The organism is Flavobacterium movens (assembly GCF_039581425.1).
Taxonomy (GTDB): Bacteria; Bacteroidota; Bacteroidia; order Flavobacteriales; family Flavobacteriaceae; genus Flavobacterium; species Flavobacterium luteolum.
This window is the reverse complement of sequence record NZ_JBCPXY010000003.1, coordinates 367,318-384,287: the sequence shown is the minus strand read 5'-3', so window position 1 is coordinate 384,287 and position 16,970 is coordinate 367,318. Positions and strand designations below refer to the sequence as shown.

Sequence of the window (16,970 nt, the reverse complement as noted above, 5' to 3'; positions counted from 1 at the left end):
CGAGGATTTGCTTCGCCTGTTCGCTATCGCTCGAGTCTCCTTCGTCGAAATGACAAACTGGTGTGAAGTAACTCTCTTTACGGAGTTTCTTGTGAAGATTTCTCGTCCCTCGAAATGACAAGATTGAGTAAAAAAAATCCCGTTCACCTTTCGGGAACGGGATTTCAACAATTGATATTCTCTTTTTTTCTATTGTTAAACCGTAGCAGCAATTTCTTGTGGCAACGGGATTTGATTTTTAAGTAAATCTTCAAATGTTTCAGCTTGACGAATCAAGATTCCTTGACCGTTCATCCAAAGAACTTCGGCTGGTTTGTATCTTGAGTTGTAGTTTGAAGACATTGAGAAACAATATGCTCCAGCGTTTCTGAACTCTAAGATGTCACCTTCTGTGATTTCAGCGATTCTGCGGTTATTCGCGAAAGTATCCGTTTCGCAAATGTATCCTACAACTGAGTAAAAACGCTCTTTTCCTTTTGGATTCGAGATGTTTTCAATATGGTGCGAAGACCCGTAAAACATTGGACGAATTAAATGGTTGAAACCACTATCGATTCCTGCAAAAACTGTTGAAGTTGTTTGTTTTACTACGTTTACTTTTACTAAGAAATGACCTGCTTCGCTCACCAAGAATTTTCCTGGTTCGAAAATAAGAGTCAAATCTCTGCCATATTCTGCACAGAAAGCATTGAATCTTTTAGATAATTTTTTGCCTAATTCTTCAATGTCTGTTTCGATATCGTCTTTTTTGTAAGGAACTTTGAATCCGCTTCCGAAATCTAAGAATTGTAAATCTTTGAAATGTTTAGCTGTATCAAATAAGATTTCAGCAGCATATAAGAATACTTCAATATCTAAAATATCAGATCCTGTGTGCATGTGAATTCCGACAATGCTCATTTTTGTGTTTTCCACAATTCGCAAGATATGCGGAATCTGGTGTACAGAAATTCCGAATTTACTATCGATATGTCCAACAGAAATGTTAGCGTTTCCGCCCGCCATTACGTGTGGGTTGATACGAATACATACCGGAATATGTGGATGTTTTGTTCCGAATTGCTCTAAAATAGATAAATTGTCGATATTGATTTGTACACCCATTGCGGCAACTTCTTCGATTTCTTCTAAAGAAACGCCGTTTGGTGTAAAGAAAATTCTTTCGGGTTCATAGCCAGCATGAAGTCCTAATAAAACTTCCTGAATTGATACAGTGTCTAAACCAGACCCCATGTTCTTTAATAACTGTAGAATCGCAACGTTTGACAATGCCTTCATGGCGTAATTAACTCTTAAGTTTTCTACCTTAGAGAAAGCTTTAGTTAATCTGTTGTACTGAGATTGGATTTTTTCAGCATCGTAAACATACAATGGACTTCCAAATTGGTCTGCTAACTGCAGTAAATCTTTTGCTTGCATTTTTAAATCATTTTGGGCAAAGTTATTACACTTTTATCTATCAGCAAATAATTTGCAGAAAAATAACAAATTATAACAAATTGTTTTATTTTGAACAAAAAGTTGCTGTTTTTGTAATTTTATAACGTGGTAGGAGGTTCAAAGGGGCAGAGGTGCAAAGATACAAAGGTTTTTTGTCGCGAATTCGCGAATTAACTTTTTCTTAAATGCTCTTGAAATTGTTTTTTGCCACAGATTAAAATGATTTGCACAGATTATTTTTTGTTTGCCACGACCCGAGCGATAGCGAACTGGCGAAGTAATTACGCGAATTACACAATTTTTTAATTTTAGATTTTTCACAAAATGCCCAAAACATAGCCCGTGGTTTCAACTACGGGAAACGTTATAGATTGTGCGTAATCATATATTGCGTCCCCGTGGTTGAAACCACGGGCTATATTTGAATATAGAAACCAAAGAGAAGAGAAAAATTAGTGAAAATTTGTGCAATTGCTTCGCCAGTTCGCTATCGCTCGGGTCGTGGCGAGAAAAAATCCAATTAATCTGTGAAATCTGTGGCTAAAAAAAACAAAACCCCTGAATATAAATTCAAGGGTTTGTTAGTAGTTATGTTGTTATCGGAATAAAAGATTTAATAAAATGCAAGGAAAAAAAAACTTAGAACCTTACCATCTTAGAACCTCAGAACCTTAAATTATAAGCTCGGTAAATCTCCTTTTCCTTTAGTAGGCAAGTTTGTAGATCCCATTAAGAATAAATCTACTTCTCTTGCTGCTTCGCGACCTTCTGAAATAGCCCACACGATTAATGATTGTCCTCTTCTCATATCACCTGCAGTGAAAATGTGAGGAACGTTTGTCTGATAGTTATGCGCTTTGTAGTTGCTTCTCATATCAGTTTCGATTCCTAATTGCTCGCTTAATGTTTTCTCAGGACCTGTAAATCCAAGAGCCAATAAAGCTAAATCGCAAGGCCAGATTTTCTCAGAACCTTCTTTTTCGATTAATTCTGGACGCTGACCTGGAGTCATTTTCCATTGCACTTCAACTGTTTTTAATCCAGTTAATTCGCCTTTATCGTTAGAAATGAATTCTTTAGTGTTGATCAACCAGTTTCTGTCGCAACCTTCTTCGTGAGAAGAAGATGTTTTCAACTGCAACGGCCAGAAAGGCCAAGGAGTTGACTCGCTTCTTCCAACTGGAGGTTTTGGTAAAATCTCAAAGTTAGTTACCGATTTAGCTCCATGTCTGTTTGAAGTTCCAATACAGTCAGAACCAGTATCTCCACCACCAATAACGATTACATCTTTACCAGTTGCTTTAACCTGATCTGGAATTGATTCTCCGTATAAAACTTTAGTCTGCTGTGTCAAGAAATCCATTGCCTGTACAACGCCTTTGCTTTCGATACCTTTAGTTGGCAAGCTTCTTCTTTCAGTTGCTCCTCCGCATAAAACGATAGAATCGAATGCGTTTAATTCTTCAACACTAAAGTTTACACCAACATTTACATCAGTTTTGAAAGTGATTCCTTCTGCTTCAAGAATAGCAACACGGCGGTCGATAATTCCTTTTTCTAATTTGAAATTCGGAATTCCGTAACGTAATAAACCTCCAATTGCGTTGTCTCTTTCAAAAACAGTAACCGTGTGCCCCGCTCTGTTTAATTGCTGAGCCGCTGCAAGACCTGCAGGTCCTGAACCAATGACAGCAACCGTTTTTCCAGTTCTCTTTTTTGGTGGCTGTGGTTTGATCCATCCTTCAGCGAAACCTCTTTCAACGATGCTTTTTTCGATGTTTTCGATAGAAACCGGATCTTTGATGATTCCTAATACACATGATTTCTCACATGGAGCAGGGCATAAGCGTCCTGTAAATTCAGGGAAGTTATTAGTAGATTGTAAAATCTCTAATGCACTCTGCCATTCTTCCTGATGCACCATGTCGTTGAAGTCAGGAATTAAATTTCCTAACGGACAACCACTGTGGCAAAAAGGAATTCCACAGTCCATACATCTTGATCCTTGTTCTTTTAATTTATCTTTTGGTACCGGAATAGTAAATTCGTTGTAGTTAGAAACACGTTCTGCTACTGCTAAATTACTTTCGTCGGCTCTGTTATATTCTTTAAATCCGCCTATTTTACCCATGACATTTTTAATAAATTTAGTTGTGAGTTGTAAAATGTGAGAGGTGAGTTAAAAAAAACTTAGCACCTCTGCACCTTTGTATCTCAGAACCTCTTAATTAGCTATTAATTCTTCTATTTGTTTTTCTTCTGCAATTCGTTTCAATGCTTTTTTGTAATCAGTTGGCATTACTTTTACGAAGTGCTGTTGTTGGTTTTCCCAGTCTGCTAAAATTCTTTTTGCTAATGGACTGCTTGTGTACAACGAGTGATTTTTGATCAGTTTTCTTAGTTTCGTAAGATCTTCTTCTTCCATTGGATCGAATGCAACCATTTCCATGTTGCAAACTGTTGCGTCGAATTTCTTATTTGGATCGTAAACATAAGCTACACCACCGCTCATACCAGCTGCGAAGTTTCTTCCTGTTTTTCCTAAAACTACTACTGTACCACCAGTCATGTACTCGCATCCGTGATCTCCAATTCCTTCCACAACTGCTGTTGCTCCAGAATTTCTTACACAGAAACGCTCTCCGGCCATTCCATTAATATAAGCCTCTCCGGTAATAGCTCCGTAAAGGGCAACGTTTCCAATAATGATATTGTCTTCAGGGTTGAAAGTCGCAGTAGGAGGTACTTTTACAATTAATTTTCCTCCAGAAAGACCTTTTCCTAAATAATCATTACAGTTTCCGTGAATTTTAAATGACAATCCGTTTGTTGCAAAAGCACCAAAACTTTGTCCAGCAGAACCTTCAAAATCAACTAAAATAGTGTCATCAGGTAATCCTTGTGCGCCGTAGATTTTTGAGATTTCGTTACTCAAAATAGCACCTACAGAACGGTCTGTATTTTTAATTTTAAAAGTTACTCTTGTTTTCTCTTTTCTATAGATAGACGGAATCGCTTCTTTGATGATGTCAAAATCCAATACGTTTTCAAGTTGGTGATCTTGAGTAGTTGTATTATGATTTGGCTCTGTTTTCGCTTTTTCCGGTTTGTATAGAATTGTAGACAAGTCTAAACCATTTGCTTTATAATGTTTGATAGCTTTGTTCACATTTAATTTTTGTGACTGACCTACCATTTCTTTTAAAGTTCTGAAACCTAACTGCGCCATGATTTCTCTTAACTCTTCAGCAATGAAATACATGAAGTTGATTACGTGCTCTGGAGTTCCTTTGAAATTTTTTCTCAATTCAGGATCCTGAGTTGCAATACCAACTGGGCAAGTATTTAAGTGACAAGCTCTCATCATGATACATCCAGAAGCTACAAGCGGAGCCGTTGCAAAACCGAATTCCTCAGCTCCTAATAAGGCAGCAATGGCAACATCACGACCTGTTTTTAACTGTCCGTCACACTCTAAAACTACACGGCTTCTTAAATCGTTTAAGATCAAAGTTTGCTGCGCTTCAGCTAAACCAAGTTCCCATGGAATACCTGTGTGCTGTAAAGATGTTAATGGAGCAGCTCCCGTTCCTCCGTCATAACCTGAAATAAGGATAACGTCAGCTTTTGCTTTGGCAACACCGGCAGCGATGGTTCCAACTCCAACTTCAGAAACTAATTTTACGTTAATACGAGCTTCACGGTTTGCGTTTTTCAAGTCGTAAATCAACTGAGATAAATCCTCAATAGAGTAAATATCGTGGTGAGGAGGAGGCGAAATCAAACCTACATAAGGTGTAGAGTTTCTAGTTTCAGCAATCCAAGGCACAACTTTTTCTCCAGGCAACTGTCCACCTTCACCAGGTTTTGCTCCCTGAGCCATTTTGATTTGGATTTCTTTAGCATTTGTCAAATAGTTGATCGAAACACCAAAACGTCCTGAAGCAACTTGTTTGATAGCAGAATTTCTAGAATCTCCGTTAATTTCTTTCTGGAAACGTCTTGGATCTTCTCCACCTTCTCCAGAGTTACTTTTTCCACCAATTCTGTTCATTGCAATTGCTAAGTTCTCATGCGCTTCTTGGCTGATAGAACCATAAGACATTGCTCCAGTTTTGAATTTCTTTACAATTTCTGTCCAAGGTTCTACTTCGTCAATAGAAATTGGATCTAAGTTGTTGAATTCAAATAAACCTCTAATGGTCATTAAGTTTGAGCTTTGCTCATTAACGGCATTAGAGTATTCTTTATAACTTTCAGGGCTGTTTAAACGAACCGCTTGCTGTAATTTAGAAATAGTGGTTGGGTTGAACATGTGTTTTTCACCACCACGTCTCCATCTGTAAATACCTCCAATTTCAAGAGAAAGCAAGTTTGCAATTTTTGAATTTGGGAAAGCTTTTTGGAAACGTTTTTTAACCTCTTTTTCTACTTCCATTAAACCAATTCCTTCAATTCTTGATGGCGTGTAAGGGAAGTATTTAGATGTAAATGTTTTGTTTAAACCTAAAATCTCGAAAATCTGAGCAGCTCTATATGAATGTAAAGTAGAGATACCAATTTTGTTCATGATTTTCACGATTCCTTTTGCAATCGCTTTGTTGTAATTAACAACTGCATAATCTGCTTTTACTTTTGTAATGAAACCTTTTTCAACTTGATCGTGAATGATTTCATTTACCATGTAAGGGTTGATTGCACTTGCGCCATATCCGAACAATAAAGCAAAATGATGAGGTTCACGTGGTTCAGCAGATTCGATGATGATTCCGAATTTAGAACGAACTTGTAAAATGTTTAATGAGTGGTGAATGTAAGAACAAGCCAATAACATAGGAATTGGAGCTAATTCTTCGCTTACACCTCTATCAGACAAGATAATGATGTTGCATCCTTCATTAACCGCTTTAAAAGTTGCCTGAACGCATTTCTCAAGCGCTCTTTCTAAACCGTTAACTCCTTTTTCTATTTTGTATAAAGTAGAAATAGTAGCCGATTTGAAATCTGCGTGATCGATATTTCTGATTTTATCCAAATCCTCGTTAGAAATAACCGGATTCTGGATTTTTAATTTTTTACATTGTTTAGATTCGATTTCGAAAATATTGAAATCTCCACCAATCGCTAAACTGATATCAGTAATAATTTCTTCACGAATACCATCCAACGGTGGGTTAGTAACCTGAGCAAACAATTGTTTGAAGTAATTGTACAACAACTGAGGCTGATCTGAAAGAACTGCCAAAGGTGTATCATTACCCATAGAACTGATTGCTTCAGCTCCGTCGCTTCCCATTGGGTTGATGATCGTTTTTAAATCTTCAATTGTATATCCAAACAAACGCTGTCTTGTCAAGAAATCTAATTTTTCAACAGGAGTAGGGTTGTTTGTGTAAGGAACACTAGCTAATGGCAATAAGTTTTCATCAACCCATTGTTTGTATGGACGTTTTGTAACGATTGCTTTTTTAACTTCCTCGTCTTCGATGATACGACCTTCATTCATATCAACTAAGAACATTTTTCCTGGCTCTAAACGACCATGCTGAATTACATCTTCTGGATCGATGTCTAATACACCAATTTCAGATGACATAATTACGAATCCGCTTTTCGTTAATGTATAACGAGAAGGACGCAATCCGTTTCTGTCTAACAAAGCACCAATTACGTTTCCATCTGTAAACGGAATAGAAGCAGGTCCATCCCAAGGCTCCATGATACAAGCATTGTACTCATAGAAAGCTCTTTTCTCTGGAGACATTGTTTGGTGTTTTTCCCAAGCTTCAGGAACTACCATCATCATTGCCTCTGGAAGAGAACGGCCGGTCATTAATAAAAGTTCAACCACCATATCCATAGAAGCAGAATCTGATTTTCCTTCTAAGATAATTGGGAATAATTTTTTAATGTCTTCTCCGAAAACTTTACTTTGCATAAGCTCTTCACGAGCACGCATACGGCTTACGTTTCCACGAAGTGTATTGATCTCACCATTGTGACACATGTATCTAAATGGTTGAGCTAAGTCCCAAGATGGGAATGTATTTGTAGAGAAACGCTGGTGTACAAGCGCTAAACGCGTCACCAAGTCTGGATCTTTCAAATCTATATAATAACGGCTGATGTCTTCTGGCATCAATAGACCTTTATATATTATAGTAGTTGTCGATAAACTAGTAAAATAAAACATGTGGCTTTCTGAGGTTTTAGATCCTCTCACTGCATGTTCAGCAATTTTTCTAGCTGCAAAAAGTTTTGCATTAAATTCTTGTTCAGTTAAATCTTGTCCGTTTTTAGAAACGAAAACTTGTTTAATTGTTGGTTCTTTTTCTGCGGCAATTTCACCTAGATTTTCAACGTCAACAGGTACATCTCTCCAACCTAAAACTTTTAAGTTTTGGTCTTTGATAGTTGCTTCAAATGCATTAATACAAAAAGAAACTTGGTTTTTGCTTTTTGGTAAAAAAACCATTCCTACTGCATACTCACGCGCTTCTGGGATTTCAAAGTCACATACTTTCTTAAAAAAATCATGAGGAATGTCGAATAAAATTCCGGCTCCGTCACCAGTTCTTCCATCAGAACTTACGGCACCACGATGTTCCAATTTAATTAAGATGTCTAATGCTTTGTGAATAATATCATTTGACTTAATACCATTCAAATTACAAATAAATCCTGCACCACAATTGTCGTGTTCAAATTCAGGCAGATAAAGCCCTTGTTCTTTAACTCTCATTCTTGATATTTTTTTTACAAAAATAAAGATTTCATTAAACATAATGTATTGAAATAGTGTTTTTGCTTTCATTTTTGCTGTAATATTAGAAAAAGCATTCTTAATTATTAATATTATTATATAAGGCATCCCGAATTGCTAAAAATATAATTACTCTTAAAATATATTAGGAAAAATCGTCGGCAGGCCAATAAAACCAATGAATTTTTTGTTAAATATCAAACGTTTTATGTGAATTGTGTTAACATTAACAAATTGTTCCGTTAACGATTTGTTTGCTTTGAAAAATTATCAACGCCTAATACCTATATATAACATTTATTTAATTGAAAAAGATTTTACTATTAAGTTGTATTTTGTTACTTTTGTCGCACTTTTATTCTGAAATAAATTCAGAACCAGACAAATTCTATATTATGAACATACACGAATATCAAGGAAAAGAAATTTTAGCGAGTTACGGAGTACGCGTACAACGCGGAATTGTGGCTAACAATGCGGTTGAAGCTGTAGCTGCTGCAAAACAATTAACTGCCGAAACTGGTACAGGATGGCATGTAATAAAAGCACAAATTCACGCAGGTGGTCGTGGAAAAGGTGGTGGAGTTAAGCTGGCAAAAAACTTACAACAAGTTGAAGAGTTAGCAGAACAAATCATCGGAATGCAGTTGATTACACCTCAGACTCCGCCTGAAGGTAAAAAAGTAAATAAGGTATTAGTTGCAGAAGATGTTTACTATCCAGGTGAAAGCGAAACTTCTGAATTTTATGTTTCTGTTTTATTGAATAGAGGTACTGGACGCAACATGATCATGTATTCTACTGAAGGTGGAATGGATATCGAAGAAGTTGCTGAGCACACTCCACACTTAATCTTTACTGAAGAAATTGATCCATCTGTTGGATTACAAGGTTTCCAAGCTAGAAGAATTGCTTTTAACTTAGGGCTTTCTGGAAATGCTTTCAAAGAAATGGTTAAATTCATCGACGCACTTTACAATGCTTACATTGGTTCTGATGCTTCTATGTTTGAAATCAACCCAGTTTTAAAAACTTCTGATAACAAAATCTTAGCTGTTGATGCTAAAGTTAACATCGACGATAACGCTTTATACAGACAACCAAAATATGCTGAAATGAGAGATATCCGTGAGGAGAATCCAATCGAAGTTGAAGCTAAAGAAGTTGGTCTTAACTATGTTGACCTTGACGGTACTGTAGGATGTATGGTAAACGGAGCTGGTCTTGCAATGGCAACTATGGATTTAATTAAATACGCTGGTTTTGAGCCTGCTAACTTCCTTGACGTAGGAGGAACTGCTGATGCTAAACGTGTTGAAACAGCTTTCAGAATTATCTTGAAAGATCCAAACGTAAAAGCTATTTTAATTAACATCTTTGGAGGTATCGTTCGTTGTGACCGTGTTGCTCAAGGTGTTGTTGATGCTTACAAAAACATGGGTGACGCTATTAAAGTGCCAATTATCGTTCGTTTGCAAGGAACAAATGCTGAAATTGCAAAAGAATTAATTGACAACTCTGGTATGCCAATCTTATCTGCAGTTCAATTCCAAGAAGCTGCTGACCAAGTTAAAGCTGCTCTTTCTTAATTAATTAAGAAATCAATTTATATAGAAAATCCCTCCGTGCTTCGGAGGGATTTTTTTTTAGGAGTCTATTTAATCGCAAAGTTCGCAAGGTTTTTTTGTCAAGGATTATGGATATAAACGCAAAGTTCGCAAAGCTAAATCAATAAAATTTTATGGGCTATATTTGACAATTGGATTTTGTAATTAAAATCATTTGATACACAAAATTTGCAAAGCTATTTGTTTAAAAAGATAGCCACAGATTATACAGATTAACACAGATTTTTAAAATCCTTTTAATCCTAATAATCTGTGGCTAAAAAAAAACTTTGCTCCCGATAGCTATCGGGGTTGCGGTTAAAAATGAATTATTTCAAAACAGTCGCCAAATCTATAATTTCAAATTCTGGATCATGTGTTATAAATTCTCTAATCAATGCAGCATGACCAGCACCTACTAAAACCATTATTTTATTATCTGTGCTTTCAGTTAGTTTCTGAATTAAAGAATACATATATAAATTTCTTTTGTACCAATTTGAAACTAAATGCGCTCCTGTAAAATCATCTGGATTTCCAGCTCTATTTGCTACTTCCAAATACCATTGTATATTTTTATTTTCGGTTTCTTTTTTATTGTAATGTAGCATGAGTTCTTGTAACGAGCTTTTTGTTATTCTTTCATTATGATCTTTTTCATTCCTTTTTTTCCATTCATTATTTCTTTTCAATAAATCCTGCTGGTTTGCTTTTTCCATTGACATCATTAAACTGTCATAAGGAAAAGAAGTGTAGAGATTCATTCCGTATAATTTTTTATGATTTAGTTTTTTAGCTGTGCGTAGTGCCAGTTGTGTTATTTCGTTTTTGTTAGTTTTAAAAAGACTATCGGTGTTTTTATTGTAAAACTTATCTAAATCGGCTTGTTCGTTAAATTCCCATTCTACAAATATTTTATCGGGACCAAATTTTTTGATTTTGTCACTCATTATTTCGAGTTCCTTTTGGCTTTTCTCAGACAAGATATCAAAACTGTTTAGTTTAGCAACATCAAGACCAGGATTAGCGTAATGAAAAGTTCCAACCAATAATATCTGTTTTTTCTTAGTTTGAGCAGACGTTAGGTTTAATGTAATAATTGTTAGTAATAAAATAATTTTGTGCATGACGTTTTGTTTTTAAATTCATGACAAATGTATTCTGTCTTTTGACCTCTATTTTTTGTTTTTGATGAACATAGGATTTCATTTTATAAACACATGAAATTTGCATAGTAATAATTTCGTGTAACGTTTTGGATAGTTCATCCCTAAAAAAGCATGTTTTAAATAAATGCCATTTTCTATTTAAGGCTTAATGGTATTTTTGAGTTAATTATCAAAAACTATGAAATCAAGAATACCTTTTTACTATCACATTGTTTTTTTCTTTTTATTATTCCTAACCTACATTTTCTGGGATATTGGACTTAATGATCAAAAAATAGAAATTGTAATTAAAGGAATATGTTATGGAATTACGCCAACTCATTTGTTAGCAATATTTTGTATTTACATTCTCAACTTTTACTATTTCTGCGAATGGTTTTTAAACAAGAAGAAATTACTTTTTTATATCCTGACAATTCCAGTTTCGCTATTGCTTTTTGCGGCTGTTCGTTATTTTTTGCAAGAAGTCGTTATGTATAATATTACCGGAATGCACAATTACTATGAAGAAGCTAGAGAAATAGGTTATTACATAAAAGATAACTTTTTCTTTGGACTGCCAGCTGTCTTTTTAAGTGCTTTGACCTTTTTATTTTGGCAATTTCAAACCGCTCAGCATCAAAATCAAGAATTGCTTTTAGAGAATAAAAAAGCAGAATTTCAAATGCTAAAAGCGCAAGTTAGTCCGCATTTTTTGTTTAATACGTTGAACTCTTTTTACAGTCAGTTGGTTATGAAAGAAGATGAAATGGCTGATGATATTTTGGTCCTTTCTGATTTACTTCGGTATGTTATTACGGAAACAGATAAAGATGAAGCGATACTTTCAAAAGAAATTCAATTTATTCAAAACTATATTCATCTGCAAAAGAAAAGATTTGAAGATCAGTTATTTTTAGATTTTAAAGTGGAAGGAAATTATTCAAACGAAAAAATCATTTCGTCGGCTTTAATTCACTTTGTTGAAAATGTTTTCAAGCATGGAAAATTTAATAATGAAGAAGAAAAAGCTATTATTTCAATTCAAATAAAAAACGATTTTCTAGAAATTTCAACTTTCAATTATTTCATTCAGGGAGAAAATTATTCGTCAACTGGAATCGGTTTTGATAACTTGACAAAAAGACTGGAATACACTTATAAAAGCCAATTTATTCTTGAAAAAACAGAAGAAAATAATACCTTTAAAACTTACTTAAAAATACCGCTAAAGAAATAATTTATGGCTTTTAAATGCATAATTGTCGACGACGAACCGCCTGCAACTCGAATATTGGAAAATTACATTGGGAAAGTGAATTTTCTGGAGAAAGTAGGCGTTTTTAATGATTCGTTAAAAGCATTAGAATTTCTAAATTCACAATCTGTAGATGCTATTTTTCTTGATATTCAAATGCCGCAATTAACAGGTTTACAGATTTCTAAAATCATTTCTAAGGATATAAAAGTAATTTTTACAACGGCTTATCCAGATTTTGCTTTAGAAGGATTTGAATTAAATGCAGTTGATTATTTATTAAAACCAATTGCATTCGAACGATTTTATCAAGCCGTTTCTAAACTAAACTCTGAATCCAAAATAGAAGTTTCGAGTACCGCTAATAGTACTGCACCAGATTTTTTATTTATAAAAACAGATGGAAAAAATAAGTTTCAGAAAGTTTTTTTGAATGATGTTTTATACGTAGAAAGTTTACAGAATTATGTTTGCATTCATACTGTAAAGCAGCAGATTATTACACATTCGTCATTAAAAAATGTTATTGAATCATTGCCAGAAAAGGATTTTATTCAAATACATAAATCGTATGTGGTTTCATTGCAGCATATAGAATCCACAGATAATTTTTCTGTTTTTATAAATGGAAAAGAATTGCCGATTGGTGCAACTTTTAAAGAGGCTTTTTTTGATAAAATAGAAGAGAATAAGATTTAAATTTTAACGCAAAAAATTTAGCCACAGATTAAAAAGATTAACACAGATTTTCAAAAAATCATTATAATCATTTTAATCTGTGGCTAAAAATATAGTAATTCCAGATAAATTATTGGAATTGCGGTAAAATTATTTCTTATTCTTGCCGTTTTTGAATACCACTTTTTCTACAACAACCGGTTTTCCGTTTCCTTTTGGGAATGATTTCTTTTTAGGTTTTCCAGCTGATGAACCTGACTTTGATGCACTTTGATCACCTCTGTATTTTTCTGAATCTTTTGGAGCAGCTTTGAATTCTGGTCTTTCTTTAGACGTTTCCTTCTTCGGAATTTCAGCTTTATGTTTTGCTAAAACGTCATTTGGATTTTTAGGATTTTCTTTAGTTCCTCTTAAATGAATAACCAATCCGTTTAAGAAGTTTCTTAAAACCTGATCGCCACATTCCATATAATTTGGATGATCTTCGGCTCTAAAAAAAGCACCTAATTCAGACTTTGAAATTCTAAAATCTACCAATTCTAAAATTTCAACTATTTGGTCATCACGGAGCATCAAAGCCACGCGAAGTTTTTTAAGTATATCGTTATTTGTCATAATTTTTGTTTCAGGTTTTTTTCTGTTTCAAGTTTCAAGTTTTCAATCTGAAACTAAAACTCCTAATTTATTTTACAAAGGTAGTTTTTAAAATGATTAAAATCTAGAATTGAAATCATTTAAAGTTGCGACCAATTTATCCAAATCTTCTTTTAAATGATTTGCTGTAACTACAATTCGATTTAATGGTTCAGCTTCTTTGGTGTATCTAAAACTAGCAATAATGATTTTTTCCTGTTTTAATTTTTCAACTAATTCATTTGATAAAAGATAAATTAAAGGATAGTTTTTATCAAATAGAACAGTACTGTTTTTAGTTAAAATCGTATCGATGTAACTCAAATTATCTTTCAATTTTTGATGCTGTGTTTTATAAATTTCTTTAGCATCAGAAAGTGTTTGTACAAAAGCAGGATTCATTCCGGCAGCACTTGTAAAAGTTTCAATTTCTTTTATTGAGTCAATGAATTCAGAATTTGATGCAATTACTCCGCCTGTTAAGCCGAAAGCTTTTCCGAGAGATGAAACCAATATTTTTCTTTTAATTGGAAAATCAATTGAAGCATAAATTCCAGAACCATTTTCTCCCACAATTCCTAATGAATGCGATTCATCAATAACTAATGTAATTTCCTTTTCCTTTGAAATTTCTTTTATAAAAGTTAGATCGATTGGTTTTGTTTCAAAAGAAGGAACACCATCAGTTAGAATCGTTATTTTCTCAGATTTTGAATCTAATAAACGGTCACTCAGTTTTTTATTTATAAAAACAGGATCACTATTTTCAATTTGAATAGCGGAATGAATTTCATTTAAATGATAAAAACAATCGGTTTGCTCTTTCAATTTTTCTAAAACAAGTTTTCCAGCCAGCATTCCCGAAGAAACGGTAACGGTACTTTCTGAGCCAATATGAGATGCTAAAAAGTTTTCGCCTACATCATAAGCCGTTAATTGAATATTCGCAGTTCTAGAACTTCCGTAAGTAGTTCCCCATTTTAAAATGTTCTGAACGACTAAATCCTGAAACGCTGTATTTGTCGGAAGACCCAAATAGGCAGTTCCGCCAAAATACAAATAATGTTCTTGGTCAATTTCGATTACTCGATCTGGAAATTTTTCGACTTTCATTTTATAAAAGTGTAACTCCCGTTCCGTTTAAATCAGAATAACTTACAACACCATCTTTTATAGTAACACCTGTTGCAATATCTTCTGCTAAAAGTAACGCACCATCCATATCTACATAATCCAATTGAGGAAGCAAATGCGCAATAGCAGAAATTCCAACAGTAGATTCTGTCATACAGCCAACCATTGTTCGTAAACCAAGTTTTTTAGCTTCTTCAATCATGCGTTTTCCAGGCGTTAAACCACCGCATTTTACCAGTTTTACATTCACGCCATGAAAATGATTGAAACATTTAGCTACATCTTCTTCAATAATACAACTCTCGTCAGCAATTACTGGAAGAGCAGAATGTTTAAAAACCTCTTTATGTCCTTCCCAATTATCAGCTTTCATAGGCTGTTCTAGAAATTCAACACCTAATTTTTTTAGTTCAATCGAATTATTTATGGTTTCTTCAACTGTCCATCCGCAATTGGCATCAATCCTAAAAATGGCATTGGTATGTTTTCGAAGCGCTTTTACAATTTCGATATCTTCTTTGGTTCCTAATTTAATTTTATAAATAGGCCATGGAAGTTCCTGCATTTTAGAAACCATTTTATCAATAGAAGCAATTCCGATAGTGTAATCCGTCATCGGATTTTTTTCGGTTGTGTAGTTCCATAATTCGTAAAGCTTTTTGCCTTTTTTGCGAGCATACAAATCGTTATAAGCTAGATCTAAGGCGCATAAAGCAAACATATCGTCTTTTAAATAGGGATGAATTTTTGCCCAAAATACTTCTGGAGTTTCATTTTCTGTGTTTTCAATAATAGATCTAATTTTTTCTAAATCCTGCATCATCATCGGCACAGTCGTATTGTAATACGGATTTGAAGTTGCTTCTCCAAAACCCGACAAGCCATCGCTTTGCAATTCAACAATTAACGAAGGCTGAAAATCTATGGATTCTCTCGAAATGGTGAAAGTGTGTTTTAGTTTGAGATTGTATTCTCTTAAAATTAGTTTCATTGGTATGCGATGTTTTTTTAGTTTTTTTTCAATTAATAGCCAAGCCAGAGTATTGCTTCTGTAAAATGATCACGCCAAAGCTTTTCATTATGTTCTCCGCCTTTTACAATCTTGGTTTTATCTAGATGAAGACAATAACAGCGTTTGGTATCTAGTAAACGTTTCATTTTAGTTAAATCTTTTTCCATGTCATCACTTTCTTTATCGCCACACAGAAAATAGATCTTAGTTTTAATTTTAGATTGCTTTTCTGTGAAAGTATAAATTTCAGGTGAAAACCAGAATGAAGGCGAAAAAACACCCGCTTTACCAAAAATTTCAGGGTATTTTAATGCTCCGTAATAAGAAACTAGTCCGCCGAGAGAGCTTCCAAAAAGAATCGTGTTTTTGGCTTTTGTTTTGGTTCTGTAATTTTTATCGATATACGGTTTTAAGGTTTTTACGATAAATTCGAGATAATTATCGGCATTTCCGCCACCATATTTTTCATTTTTAAAAGGAGTAAGCTCTTCGATTCGTTTTTCATTTCCATGCTCAATTCCTACAACAATTACGGGAGCTTTTAGGCTGTCCAATTTTTCGTCTACATTCCATTCGCCAGAATAAGAAGTTTTAGCATCAAACAGATTTTGAGCGTCGTGCATGTAAATAACGCTGTATTTTTTCTGAATGTCTTTGGAATAATTTTCTGGAAGATAAATCCAGATTTTTTTTGAGGTATTTAGTTGAGGCGCTTCAATTGTAAAAGTAGATACATTTTTTGAAGCAGTGCTTTGTGCCTTGCCAATAAGAGTAAATAGAAGTAAAACTGCCAAGAAAATCCTCTTCATCATCCTTGTTTTGTATTTTTATTTAAAAGCAATATTTTAGCTAAAAATAATAAATTGATGAATACAGAAGCAGAAAAAAGAAGTTTACTTTTAGAAATGATTACCCTCGCCACTGTAGATGGACATTTGCACAAACGTGAGCTTGAATTTTTGAGAATTGTAGCTTTGGAATTGAATATTAGCGAGGAAGAATTTCAGGATTTATTTCATCAGGAAACAAAACCATTGCCAATACCATCTGAAATGCAGCGTATCAATCAGTTTTATAGATTGGCTTTATTAATGCATTGTGATGGCGTTTTGCACGAAAGAGAATTTCATGCTATTCAACAGATCGCTATCGGAATGGGACTGAACCTTTCTGCTGTAAAACGTGTTTTAGAAATGATGAAAAAAGCACCAAATACAGTAATTAACCCAATTGTGCTGTTGGAAATTTTTCACGAACAACACAATTAGATTAAAACCTTTTTTCGTTTATTATTTGT

The 16,970-nt window shown here is 34.2% G+C and carries 11 protein-coding genes and 1 pseudogene; 4 read left to right on the top strand and 8 right to left on the bottom strand.

All coding sequences use genetic code 11. The features are described 5' to 3' along the window. Positions 1 to 195: 195 nt before the first annotated feature. From lysA to gltB, 3 genes and pseudogenes are all read right to left on the bottom strand, one after another. Positions 196 to 1,422, bottom strand: a pseudogene (gene lysA, locus AAYQ05_RS08025) (diaminopimelate decarboxylase); the annotation flags it as partial. Between the two features lie 694 nt (positions 1,423 to 2,116). Beyond that, positions 2,117 to 3,571 (bottom strand): glutamate synthase subunit beta, encoded by a 1,455-nt coding sequence (locus AAYQ05_RS08020; RefSeq protein WP_144339285.1) that lies wholly within the window; start codon positions 3,569 to 3,571, stop codon positions 2,117 to 2,119. Between the two features lie 93 nt (positions 3,572 to 3,664). Beyond that, complete coding sequence (gene gltB / locus AAYQ05_RS08015) at positions 3,665 to 8,182, bottom strand: glutamate synthase large subunit (RefSeq protein ID WP_343542472.1); 4,518 nt, start codon at positions 8,180 to 8,182, stop codon at positions 3,665 to 3,667. Positions 8,183 to 8,598: 416 nt separating this feature from the next. Between gltB and sucC the strand changes: the two genes are divergently transcribed. Beyond that, on the top strand, positions 8,599 to 9,792 hold the full coding sequence (gene sucC, locus AAYQ05_RS08010) for an ADP-forming succinate--CoA ligase subunit beta (RefSeq protein ID WP_066035083.1): 1,194 nt from the start codon (positions 8,599 to 8,601) through the stop codon (positions 9,790 to 9,792). A 347-nt stretch (positions 9,793 to 10,139) separates the two neighbouring features. Here sucC and AAYQ05_RS08005 read toward each other — a convergent pair whose 3' ends face one another. Then, positions 10,140 to 10,937 (bottom strand): DUF5694 domain-containing protein, encoded by a 798-nt coding sequence (locus AAYQ05_RS08005; RefSeq protein ID WP_343542467.1) that lies wholly within the window; start codon positions 10,935 to 10,937, stop codon positions 10,140 to 10,142. Positions 10,938 to 11,157: 220 nt separating this feature from the next. Here AAYQ05_RS08005 and AAYQ05_RS08000 point away from each other — a divergent pair, with 220 nt between their 5' ends. Further along, the gene (locus AAYQ05_RS08000) at positions 11,158 to 12,198 is read left to right on the top strand and encodes a sensor histidine kinase (RefSeq protein ID WP_343542465.1); all 1,041 of its coding nucleotides are present in this window, start codon (positions 11,158 to 11,160) and stop codon (positions 12,196 to 12,198) included. Positions 12,199 to 12,201: 3 nt separating this feature from the next. Beyond that, complete coding sequence (locus AAYQ05_RS07995) at positions 12,202 to 12,915, top strand: LytR/AlgR family response regulator transcription factor (RefSeq protein WP_343542463.1); 714 nt, start codon at positions 12,202 to 12,204, stop codon at positions 12,913 to 12,915. 129 nt (positions 12,916 to 13,044) lie between these two features. Here AAYQ05_RS07995 and AAYQ05_RS07990 read toward each other — a convergent pair whose 3' ends face one another. The 4 genes from AAYQ05_RS07990 to AAYQ05_RS07975 form a co-directional block, all read right to left on the bottom strand. Continuing rightward, positions 13,045 to 13,509 (bottom strand): DUF1456 family protein, encoded by a 465-nt coding sequence (locus AAYQ05_RS07990; protein ID WP_343542462.1) that lies wholly within the window; start codon positions 13,507 to 13,509, stop codon positions 13,045 to 13,047. 96 nt (positions 13,510 to 13,605) lie between these two features. Next, complete coding sequence (locus AAYQ05_RS07985; protein ID WP_343542460.1) at positions 13,606 to 14,640, bottom strand: aminotransferase class I/II-fold pyridoxal phosphate-dependent enzyme; 1,035 nt, start codon at positions 14,638 to 14,640, stop codon at positions 13,606 to 13,608. A gap of 1 nt (position 14,641) precedes the next feature. After that, positions 14,642 to 15,652, bottom strand: coding sequence for a dipeptide epimerase (locus tag AAYQ05_RS07980; RefSeq protein ID WP_343542459.1), 1,011 nt, complete (start codon positions 15,650 to 15,652; stop codon positions 14,642 to 14,644). A 32-nt stretch (positions 15,653 to 15,684) separates the two neighbouring features. Further along, positions 15,685 to 16,482: an alpha/beta hydrolase gene (locus AAYQ05_RS07975; protein WP_343542638.1), complete on the bottom strand. Its 798-nt coding sequence runs from the start codon at positions 16,480 to 16,482 to the stop codon at positions 15,685 to 15,687. 57 nt (positions 16,483 to 16,539) lie between these two features. Between AAYQ05_RS07975 and AAYQ05_RS07970 the strand changes: the two genes are divergently transcribed. Continuing rightward, positions 16,540 to 16,941: a TerB family tellurite resistance protein gene (locus tag AAYQ05_RS07970; RefSeq protein ID WP_177210486.1), complete on the top strand. Its 402-nt coding sequence runs from the start codon at positions 16,540 to 16,542 to the stop codon at positions 16,939 to 16,941. Positions 16,942 to 16,970: the final 29 nt, after the last annotated feature.